Raw genomic sequence first — 11,036 nt, 5'->3', positions numbered from 1 at the left:
TAAGTCTTAACGCTCAAAAGGGATACTTTGATGAGGCGCAGCCGGTGGTATCGTGCGTGTTCGAAAAAAGGGCCAGCCACGCATTTTTGGCTGTCGCTGATGGGCTTTTCTGTGTTGGTGATTGCCAGCTTCCTGTTGTTTGAACAACAGATCCAAGCGTTCCTGACTCACCTCACCCTGTACCAACTCTCGACACCCGTCCAAGCATTCAACCTGGCACTGCTGCTGATCGCCCTGCTCGCCCTCGACGTGGTGCTGCCGGTGCCGTCGAGCATGGTCGCGCTGCTGGCGGTGGCCGTACTCGGCAGCCTCGGGGGTTACCTGGTGATTTTCATCGGGCTGTGCCTGGGCGCCGGGTTGGGTTATGCGCTGGGGGCCGGTTATTTTCGGTTGCTGTCCGGCCGCCTTGGGCTGCATCAGCGCCAGCCTGGGCAGTTGGCGTATCGGCTGGGTACGTTGTCGTTGATCTGCCTGCGCGGTGTGCCGGTGTTGGCGGAAACTTCGGTAGTGGCCGCTGGGATGCAACGGTATCCGCTGCGCGCATTTTTGCTGATTACCACGTTGGCCAACGCAGGGCTGGCACTCGCCTACACGGCCATCGGCACGTTGCTGATCGAGCAGCACGCGTTGCTGGTCACTCTGCTCGCCAGCATGGTGTTGCCGCTGGCGTTTGTGGCCGGTTACAGCCTGTTCAAGCGCAAGCCCAGTGTGGATCAGCCCCTGCGCGGGCGGTTCGAGGTCCGTTACGACTACCCGGTGATCTTCACCGACCACCTGTTCGACCCGCTCAACCCGTGCCTGCATCAGCAACTCACTCACCCACACAACGGGCCGGTGAAGGTGATGGTGTTTGCCGATGAGCAACTGCTGCACAGCGCGCCCCATTTGCTGGCACAGATCGACGCCTACTTCGCCGCCCATGCCGACCTGCAGGTGCAAGCCGCGCCCATCGCCGTGCCGGCCGGTGAGCTGAGCAAAAACGCGCAAGTGCTGGAGCAGCTCTACACCGATATGTTGCGACACGGCCTGGACCGGCACTGCTATGTGCTGGCCCTGGGCGGCGGCGCGGTGCTGGATGCGGTGGGCTACGCCTGCGCCACCTTCCACCGCGGCATTCGCCTGATCCGTATCCCCAGCACCGTGCTGGCCCAGAACGACGCCGGCATTGGCGTAAAAAACGGCATCAATGCCTTCGGCCAGAAAAACCTGCTGGGCGCCTTCTACCCCGCCACGGCGGTGATCAATGACTTCCAGTTGCTCACCAGCCTGACCCGCCGCGACCAGATCGCCGGGCTGGCTGAGGCGGTCAAGGTGGCGTTGATCAAGGACCAGGCGTTTTTCGAATGGATGGAGCAGCACGCGGACGCCCTCGCCCGCTTCGATCACCCGGCCAGCCGTTACGCGATTCGCCGCTGCGCCGAGCTGCACCTGGCGCACATCACCGGTGCCGGCGACCCGTTCGAACGCGGCAATGGTCGGCCGCTGGATTATGGGCACTGGGCCGCGCACAAACTGGAAAACCTCAGCCACCACCGACTGCGCCATGGCGAAGCCGTCGCGGTGGGCATGGCGCTGGATGGGTTGTACGCCAATGCCCTGGGGTTGCTGAGTGATACCGACACGCAACGGGTGATGAATCTGTTGCGCAAGCTGGGCTTCAACCTGTGCCCGCCGGAGCTGAGCTTGATCGATGCACAGGGCCGCTCGCCACTGCTGCTGGGCCTGGAGGAGTTCCGCCAGCACTTGGGCGGGCAGCTGTCGATCCCGATGCTCAACCGCATCGGCCAGTCGGTGGACCTGCATGAAATCGACAGCGCGAAGATGCAGGCGGCGCTGCAACGGCTGGCGTCGCGCAGCGATGCGGCGCTGCCCCTGGGCGAGGGTTACGCACAATGAGCCCGATGAAAACCTGGATGACCCTCGGCCGGGTCTCCAACCTGCCCACGGTATGGACCAACACCCTGGCCGCGGCCCTGCTCGCCAGCAGCGCCGGCGCCCTGGCACCGCCGTCGTCGCTGGTGTGGGTGCTGCTGTTGATCACGCTGTCGTTGCTGTACCTGGCCGGCATGCTGTTGAACGACTGGCTCGATGCCGACTGGGACTTGCAACATCACAACCCGCGCCCAATCACCCTGGGGTTTGCCAGCCGCCAGCAAGTCGGCCTGGCCACGGTATTGCTGCTGATCCTCGCCGCCGCTGCGGTATTGGGTTTGAGCCGTTTGATCGACCAGCCGCACTGGCTGCTCGGCGGTGTGGTGCTGCTGGTCGGCTGCATCTTCGGCTACAACCTACTGCACAAGAAATACGCCCACAGCGTGTGGCTGATGGGCGCCTGCCGCTCGGCGCTGTACCTCACGGCGGCGGCCAGCCTGGCGGTGCCGCCGGAGCCGATCTGGCTGTGCGCGATCCTGCTGGGTGTGTACATCAGCGGTTTGACCTACCTGGCCCGTCAGGAACACCGCAACCAGCTGATCAGCCGCCTGCCGTTGCTGCTGATGCTGAGCCCGCTGGCCCTGGCGTTCTATTCCAGCACGCTGTGGTTCTGGCCGGTGTTGTTGCTGTGGTTGGGCTGGCTGGGCTGGCATTACTGGAAGCACCTGGCCAACCCGCAACAGCGCCAGGTTCGCGCCTTTATCGGGGCTGGGCTGGCTGCCCTGCCGCTGTTCGATGCACTCGTGCTGGCGGTGGCCAACCAGCCGTTGGGCAGCCTGCTGTGTGTGCTGGTGTTTTTTCTGCTCCCCCACTTTCAGCGTTGGATCAAGCCGACATGAACATGCGCCAGGATGGCCTCGCCGAACACCTTCAAACCTTGCTCCAGCAACTGAATGCCACCGAACTCGAGGGGTGGCAGCAGGCACAGGCCCAGCTTGCCCAACGACCCAGCGCCACCACGGCGGCGCTGTTGAGCGGTCAGTGCAAGCGTCACCTACCAGCACCCGCGGTGAAATTAGCACGTGGGTTACTGCTGGCCCAGGCACTCGGACACACCGAGGCTGGCGAGCAGTTGCCGCTGCTGCGCCAGTTGTTCCTGTGGGGTGACGATCAGGAAAAAATCGCCCTGCTCAGCGCGCTCGACTGGCTCGACAGCGATGGTGAGTGCCTGGAACTGGCCTTGCAGGCAGGGCGCACCAGCAACCCGCAGGTGTTTGCCGCCCTCGCCCTCGACACAGCCTACCCGTCACGCCACTACGCGGAGCGCGCCTTTCACCAACTGGTGCTCAAGGCACTCGGCATGGGCCTCGACGTCGGGCGCTTGGTCGGCCTCACGCAACGCCACGGCGTCACGCTCAACCAACTGGCCCTCGACCTGCTCGACGAACAGCTTGCGGCCGAGCGAACCGTGTCCGCCGGCCTGCCCAAGGTCATCGCCTTCGACCTGCTCAGCCCGGCGCAACACCAGCGCCTGCACGGCCTGCGCCTGCCGCCGGAATGGCACGCCTACCTGAATTGACACAGCACCCTGCCGCCCTGCCCTTGACGAGGATTCACCATGCTCAAGTACTTCGATCCGCATATTCACATGGTCAGCCGCACCACTGACGACTACCAGAACATGGCGGCTGCCGGCATCACCGGGGTCATCGAACCGGCATTCTGGCAGGGCCAGGCGCGTACCAGCGTCGGCAGTTTTGTCGACTACTTCGACACGCTGCTGGGCTGGGAACGCTTTCGCGCGAGCATGTTCGGCATCCATCATTTCTGCACCATTGGCCTGAACCCCAAAGAAGCGAATGACCTGTCAATCGCCAATGAAGTGCTGGAGATTCTGCCGCGCTACCTGGTGAAAGATGGCGTGGTCGCGGTCGGCGAAATCGGCTACGACGACATCACCCCTGAAGAAGATCGCTTTCTTGCCGCGCAGCTTGAGCTTGCGAAGCAATTCAACCTGCCGGTGCTGGTGCACACGCCGCACCGCGACAAGATCGGCGGCACCCAACGCACCCTGGCGGTGATCCGCGAAGTCGGAATCGCCGAGCACTTGGTGATCATCGACCACCTCAACGAACTGACCTTGCCGCTGGTACTCGACAGCGAATGCTGGCGCGGCCATTCCATCTACCCCAACACCAAGATGTCGGAGCAGCGCATGGTCGCCCTGCTCAAGGAATACGGCACCGAAAAAATGGTGGTCAACAGTGCGGCGGATTGGGGCATCAGCGACCCACTCAAAGTGCCCAAGACCGGCCAGGCGATGTTGGCGGCAGGCTTCAGCGAAGCCCAGGTAGAACAAGTGCTGTTCCACAACCCGGTGGACTTTTTTGCCCAAAGCGGCCAGCTGGACAAGGCCCTGGTCAGCACACCGCTGCCCATCGACCAGCGCAAGCAGTGGCAGGAAAACTCAGCCCTGCGCGGCCAGGACCCGGTGGTCAAATGAGTGCCGGCAGCGGCTGGGCGGCCGCGCAGGTCGGGTATTGCAGCAATGTGCACCCAACCCGAGACCTGGCGGGGTTACGCGCCTCGATCAAGCAGCACTTTGAAGGCGTGCGCCGTCTGCGCGGGTTGGAGGAACAGGACAGCGGCCTGTGGATTTGCGCCCATGCGGCGGCGCAGTTACAGCAGGAATCGGCGCGTGCGCAGTTCCTGCAATTGCTCAACCACAGCGGCGTGCGCCTGACGTCGCTGAACGGCTTTCCCTATGGCGAATTTCACCAGGGCGCGGTGAAAGCCGACGTGTACCTGCCCAATTGGGCCGATCCGCTGCGGCTGGCCTACAGCCTGGACCTGGCGCGCATCCTCGCCCACGCCTTGCCGCCCGACTGCCGCCAAGGCGTGATTTCCACGGTGCCGCTGGGCTACGCCGCCACGTGGACCGAGGCCTTGCAGGCGCGCGCCGACGAGCATCTGAGCCAACTCACCGCCGCACTCGCCAGCCTGCATTGGGAAACCGGCAAGAAAATCGTGTTCTGCCTGGAGATGGAACCGGACTGTGTGCTGGAAAACACCGAGCAGGCCATCGCGTTTTTCCAGCGTCGCCAGGCCATGGACCCGAATCATGCGTACCTGGCGCTGTGCTTTGATGTGTGCCACCAGGCGGTGATGTTCGAAGACTGCTATCAGTCGCTGCAAAGGCTGCATCAAGCGCGGGTGCCGGTGGGCAAGATTCAGCTGTCCAACGCGCTGATTTGCCGGCTGCCGCCTGACGACGAACACCGCCGCGAACACGTGCTCAAGACCTTGAGCACCTTTGCCGAAATCACTTACCTGCACCAAGTAAAGGCGCTCGATGCACGCGGCCACCGAGTGGCGTGGCCAGACCTGCCCGCCGCCCTGACGCATTGCGCCGGGTTCAACGAGCTGCGCATCCATTTCCACATTCCACTGTTCAGCGAACACCTGCTGCTGCCCGAACTCAGCGGCAGCCAGGTGGCCCTGGCGCAGACCTTCGACTACCTGGCCGCCCACGGCGACTTCCGCCCGGTGCTGGAGGTGGAAACCTACAGCTGGGGCGTGCTGCCCTTTGAGCTGCGGCCCGCCACCGAGCGTGCTCAGTTGGAAGGCATCGTCGCCGAACTGCGCTGGGTCGAAGAGCAACTGCGCCAGCGCAACCTGCTGCACGTGCAGGAGACCTACGCCGATGCCCTCTGAGCAACCGCTGCTGCTGATCAATGTGGTCGGGCTGACGCCGTCGCTGCTGGGTGAAGCGACGCCGCATATCAATGCGCTGCTCAAGACCGCCCAGATGGCCACCCTGCAACCGGTGTTCCCCGCCGTCACTTCGACCGTGCAGGCCTCGTTGCTCACCGGCACGCCGCCATCGCAGCACGGGATTGTCGGCAATGGCTGGTACTTTCGCGACCAGGCTGAAGTGCGTTTCTGGCTGCAACCCAACGCGCTGATCCAGGGTGAGAAGGTTTGGCACACGCTCAAGCGTGAGCTCCCGGGCTTTCGCTGCAGCCAGTTGTTCTGGTGGTACAACATGTACGCCGACGTTGACGCCGCGATCACCCCGCGCCCGCATTACCCGGCCGATGGGCGCAAGCAGTTTGGCCTGTATTCGTCGCCGCCCGGGTTGCATGAACAGATTGAGGCGCAGATTGGCGAGTTCCCGTTCCATGGCTTCTGGGGCCCGGCGGCGGGCATTGCCTCGAGCCGCTGGATCGTCGATTGCGCGATGGCCGAGTTCCAGATCAATCGCCCCCACCTGCAATTGATTTACCTGCCTCATCTCGACTACAGCCTGCAGCGCGTGGGGCCTGATCATCCGTCGATTGCCGATGAAGTGCGCGCCATCGACGCCGAGGTAGGGCGTTTGCTGAGCTTCGCCCAGGCGCAGGGCGCGGCGGTGATGGTGCTTTCCGAATACGGCATCGAAGCGGTCGAGCAATCGGTGTCGATCAACCGCGTGCTGCGCGCCGAAGGCCTGTTGCAAGTGCGCCAATCCTTGAGCTGGGAGTTGCTCGACCCGGGCGCCAGTGCGGCGTTTGCGGTGGCTGACCATCAGGTCGCGCATGTGTATGTGAAGCAGGCGCAGGACATTCCCCGCGTCAAAGCCTTGCTGCAGCGCCAGCCCGGTATCGAGCAGGTGCTGGACCACACCGAGCAACGCACCTTGCAACTGGACCACCCACGCAGCGGCGAGCTGGTGGCCGTGGCCGCAGCAGGTTACTGGTTTGATTACTACTATTGGCTGGACGCGCGCAAGGCACCCGACTTTGCGCGCACCGTGGACATCCACCGCAAGCCCGGCTACGACCCGGTCGAGCTGTTTATCGACCCGGCGATTCGCTTCCCTAAACTGAAAGTCGCGCGCCGCCTGCTGCAAAAAAAGCTCGGCTTTCGCTACTACATGGACCTGATCCCGCTGAACACCCGCCTCGTACGCGGCAGCCACGGCCGCCTGCCCAGCAGCGCGCAGACCGGCCCGCTGCTGATCACCAACTGTGATCTGGCGTTACCGCAGCACCTTGCGGCGACGGCAGTGAAGCAATTGCTCCTGGAGCATTTCCTGGGGCGCCCACACGTTGAACTGGCCAATGCCAAGGAGCTTCCATGCGGCGAGCCTTATCTATCACTGTCTTGAGTGCACTGGCCGGATTGGCCCAGGCCCAAGGCGCAAACACGCCCTTCGACTGCACCGGTTTCTTGCAGTTTGGTGGCGACATTGACAAGACCCGGGCGACCTTCACCCAGAGCCCAGAAACCCTGGCCTGGAACTGGTTCGCCTGCCTCAACCAACCCGCTGCGGCACAGAGCCCTGACCTTGTCTGGGAAACCATGAAGCCGTCGGATCAGGTCTACCTGGCCAACGGTGCGCAACCCCTGCCCTACGCCCAGCGCGTGCCCGTGCCACCCGCCGTGCTGACGCAAGCCCAGGCGATGGGCATGAACGTCAACCGCATGTTCCACAACCTCAATGCCACGCAACAGGTGGACGGGCTGATCCTGGAAATGGGCGGGCAAGTGCCGCAAGCCCAGCAAGGCCAGGCGGTGCGCTTCCAGTTGCTGATGGGGCCGGACACCTTCAACTACATCGTGCAGCAGAAGGTCTACAACGTGAATGGCCAGGCCGCGTTGACCAGCGACCTGAACTTTCCCTCCACCGCGTGGGAGCTAAAGGCCGCCTGGCTGTGGATCGGCAACAACCCGACCTATCAGCAGCAACTGGCCAACGACGGCTACTACATCGCCCAGACCTACTACCAGCAAGGCAGTGAGTACGTGGTCGGTTATGCCGCGTTGAGCGGCTTGCACGTGATCAACAAACTGAACCCTGACTGGGTGTGGACCACCTTCGAAAACCGCAACAACGGCAAGTACACCGTGACCAACGCGATCCCGCCCACGCCGATGACCAACAGCACCGGGCCGACCACGGCGGCGCAACCGGTCAATGTCAGTTTTCAGGCGAGTTACCCGGCGCTGGCGCAGTACGCGCTGATCGGCGTGCAGTCCAACACCACGCCCACCTTGCTCGCCAACTCCCAGTTGGAATCGGCGTTCCAGAGCATGTCTTCGTGCTTCGCCTGCCACAGCACCGCCGCGTATTCGCCGAACAAGGGCTACTTTAATTTCGCCCTCAAACAACAGGGCGGCATCGTCTACCCCACCGCCGAACTGCCGGCCTCCGACTTTGTCGGCTATCACAAACTGGACTTTGTCTGGTCGCTCAAACGCGCCCAGTGGCAACGCTAAGGAGCCTCACATGAGCGTATTGAATTTCCCGCGTATCTACCTGGGCGGCCATATGTTCTGGAACCCGCCGACCGCCAACAATAACGACATGTACCCGCTCTACGATGCGGTGAAAATGCAGATGAACTGGCGCTTCCTGGAAGCCTTCAAGATCACGCCGCTGAACGCTGCGAGCAACCTGCTGCCGTGGACCATCGCGCCACTGGCACCCGCCGCCGTACCCGATTACGTGATGCAGGTGCCGGGCAATGCCGGGCAGTTGGCGTCCCCCATGATCCCCGGCGAATGGAACCTGTTCGGCGACAACGCCTGCGGCACCGTTAGCTACAACCAGACCCAGTCGGTGATCACGGGCGGCGAGTTGCCCGACGGCGGTTATGTGAGTCAGGACCCGCTGATCAACCAAAGTTACCAACTGCTCGGCAATCCGTTTGGCGGCGCGCCGAATTCCCCGGCGCGCTTTGTCGACGTGAGCCCGTGGCAGAACACATTCACGGCGCTGTACTTCGACAAACTGGTACTGGGCAATGCCGAATGCGGCCTGACGCTCAACCGCGAGCACCGCATGCTCGACCGATTCCTCAACTTCAACTGGGCCAACCTCGGCGGCCTGGCGTACGTGACCACCACCTGGCAGACCTGCTTCCCGAAGGAAAACCTGGCCTGGGTGATTGGCAACTCGGCCTTGCTGCAAAACCTGCAGGCACAGATGGCGCAACAAAATGCCAAGGGGCTGATGTTTCGCTTTACCACCTACCTGACGTGCTACGACAAGAACGGCATCTTCAACAACTACCCGCCCATCGACACCCACAGTTCCACGCCCGAGGCCCAGGCCAAGGTGCAAGCCATGTATCAACAGGCGCTGGATAACGTCGGTGATATTTTCTTCAACCCAGCCTATAGCCGCACCGTGGGCTGCCTGGGGCTATGGTTTGAAGACGAATTCCCCACTGCGCCGGCGGGCCGGCGCCTGGTGCCGGCACAAAAGGTGCCCATCTACAAAACCTCACCGGGCACCACCAGCCAGGTTCAACTGGGCGTGATCTCGGCCCAGGCCCATGGCACGACCTTGTCGCTGGACTTGGGCAATGCCTTCCCGTTTTATCCCATCGACAGCAAAGCCGACATTCCTGTGGCCGCCAAGTACCAGGCCGGCAACTACCAGATTGGCATCCGCCAAGGCGCGCAATTCAGCCCGTTGGCAAGCTTTGGCTATGACGACTACCAGCAATTGGCGTTCGACAAACGCGCCGGCATCCTCGACCTGCCGCTGACCGTCGAGGCCCAGGCGCAATTGCAGACGGGCAGCCTGGAATTGCAACAGCCTGGCACCACGCCCATTATCGCCGCGACCCAGCAAATGTGGACCGCCGAGGTGGTAGAGAGCGCCAGTTTCATCGACGTGGGCGACACCAAGACGCTGCAGGTCATGGTGCAATACGACGGCCAGCCTGCGCCGGCCGGCACCACGTTATGGGTGGCCGAATACGGCAATGCCTACATGTTGTGCACCACCGATTACTACCTGGCGTTCAGCAACGCGGCGGACTTTTCGCTGTTCAACAACGACCCGCAGAACCCGGCCAACAACAGCCCGTGCCTGCCGCAATTTAGCGGTGCTAACACGCTGCTCGGCCAGATCACCGAAGGCACCGGTCGCCAGCTCATGGCGACCCGGCTCGCGGTGTCAGCCGATCAGACGACGCCGGTGACCTACCAGCAATTTCTGCCGACACCCGCCGCTGTCGCCTTGAGCCCGACGCTTACGTTCGCCAACCCGATTGCCCTGCAAGGCACGTTGCAAGACCCGCTGAGCAGCAACGTGCAATACAGCGTGACCACGATTCAGACCGACGCCAATGGCATCGCCAACCTGACCGTCACGGCTCAGGCGCCAGGCTTTCCGACCTTGCGTTTCTTTGTGCAGGACGGTCAGCAGGCACCGGTGATTCCGTTCAGTTTCCCACTCAACCAGGCCTTTACCGACTTCCTCGCACCGCTGCGCGTGCTGCCGCTGGAACCGCAGATGCAGCAGGACTTCGTCAACGCCTGGAACCTGATTTATCAGCGTGAAGACGCCGGCCAGCTGATCTGGGAGACCTTCATTTACCCGTTCATCTTGCAGCCGTTCTATTACCTGTACCCGATCATGAGCAAGTACATGCCGCTCAATAACCTGACGCGCATCGAGGGCGCCGTCGACCAACTGATCGTGCTGATCAGCAAGCAATATCAGGAGGAAAGCACCCTGGCCATGCCCATTACACGCGACATGCCGCAAAGCCGTCGCGCCGTGCTGGAGCTGTGGGCGCAGGCCCTGGTGAAACGCAACTATCCGCCTATCCCACTGAACATGAGTGACTACCAGTAGGCCGCAAACAGGACCACTGGGTGACGCGCCTGTCACCCGGCTTTCAAAGGAGTGTTGTATGAACGCCAGCCTCTTGAACCGACTGCTGTTGCTACTGCTACTGAGCCCCGCGGCGTTTGCCCAGGGCGACAGCGGCGCCGTGTACTTCACCAATGGGGTGCACAACAGCGAAGGCTGTCATGCACAGAACGGCAACTGCATCGCCAAACGCGCGCCGAGCGATCCGTCCGATCCGTTTTTCCCGGCGCAATGGATCAGCGATTGGACGATGTACCGGGTGATGAACAACTACCAGAACAACCCACCGCCTTACAGCAACCCACCCTCCACGCTCAAGCCTTCGGACTACACCGTCTCGCGCGGGACCAGCTACTACGACAACACCTACATCCCAGCCGACGGCGACGGTTTTGGCGCGATGATGGAGCACTACGAGAAGTATTGCCTGCCGATCTTCCCGATCAAGAACAACCACTACAGTTGCTCGTTCGTGTCCCTGTGCAACAAGGCGTACTTCCTGACCTACCCC

At 62.5% G+C, this 11,036-nt stretch carries 8 protein-coding genes and 1 pseudogene; all 9 read left to right on the top strand.

Features of this window, described 5'->3' with window-relative positions; genetic code table 11:
- Positions 1 to 30: 30 nt before the first annotated feature.
- Positions 31 to 1,896: a 3-dehydroquinate synthase gene (locus tag E0F99_RS25990; RefSeq protein WP_083358809.1), complete on the top strand. Its 1,866-nt coding sequence runs from the start codon at positions 31 to 33 to the stop codon at positions 1,894 to 1,896.
- Positions 1,897 to 1,901: 5 nt separating this feature from the next.
- The gene (locus E0F99_RS25985) at positions 1,902 to 2,771 is read left to right on the top strand and encodes a UbiA family prenyltransferase (RefSeq protein ID WP_083358810.1); all 870 of its coding nucleotides are present in this window, start codon (positions 1,902 to 1,904) and stop codon (positions 2,769 to 2,771) included.
- On the top strand, positions 2,768 to 3,451 hold the full coding sequence (locus E0F99_RS25980; protein WP_083358811.1) for an EboA domain-containing protein: 684 nt from the start codon (positions 2,768 to 2,770) through the stop codon (positions 3,449 to 3,451). Before E0F99_RS25985 ends, E0F99_RS25980 begins: the two co-directional genes overlap by 4 nt.
- A 39-nt stretch (positions 3,452 to 3,490) precedes the next feature.
- Entirely contained in the window at positions 3,491 to 4,375 is an 885-nt protein-coding gene (locus tag E0F99_RS25975) for a TatD family hydrolase (protein WP_083358812.1), read from the top strand.
- Positions 4,372 to 5,586: a metabolite traffic protein EboE gene (gene eboE / locus E0F99_RS25970; RefSeq protein WP_083358813.1), complete on the top strand. Its 1,215-nt coding sequence runs from the start codon at positions 4,372 to 4,374 to the stop codon at positions 5,584 to 5,586. The genes E0F99_RS25975 and eboE overlap by 4 nt, the downstream gene beginning before the upstream one ends.
- Complete coding sequence (locus tag E0F99_RS25965; protein ID WP_083358814.1) at positions 5,576 to 7,021, top strand: alkaline phosphatase family protein; 1,446 nt, start codon at positions 5,576 to 5,578, stop codon at positions 7,019 to 7,021. The genes eboE and E0F99_RS25965 overlap by 11 nt, the downstream gene beginning before the upstream one ends.
- Positions 6,991 to 8,133: a hypothetical protein gene (locus E0F99_RS25960; protein ID WP_083358815.1), complete on the top strand. Its 1,143-nt coding sequence runs from the start codon at positions 6,991 to 6,993 to the stop codon at positions 8,131 to 8,133. The genes E0F99_RS25965 and E0F99_RS25960 overlap by 31 nt, the downstream gene beginning before the upstream one ends.
- Positions 8,134 to 8,143: 10 nt before the next feature.
- On the top strand, positions 8,144 to 10,507 hold the full coding sequence (locus tag E0F99_RS25955; RefSeq protein WP_083358816.1) for a hypothetical protein: 2,364 nt from the start codon (positions 8,144 to 8,146) through the stop codon (positions 10,505 to 10,507).
- Between the two features lie 58 nt (positions 10,508 to 10,565).
- Positions 10,566 to 11,036 (top strand): annotated as a pseudogene (locus E0F99_RS25950) (hypothetical protein); the annotation flags it as partial.

The organism is Pseudomonas antarctica (assembly GCF_900624995.1).
In the GTDB taxonomy this organism is placed as follows: Bacteria; Pseudomonadota; Gammaproteobacteria; order Pseudomonadales; family Pseudomonadaceae; genus Aquipseudomonas; species Aquipseudomonas antarctica.
Note: the sequence above shows the minus strand (reverse complement) of the source record. Positions and strands in the feature narration are given on the sequence as shown.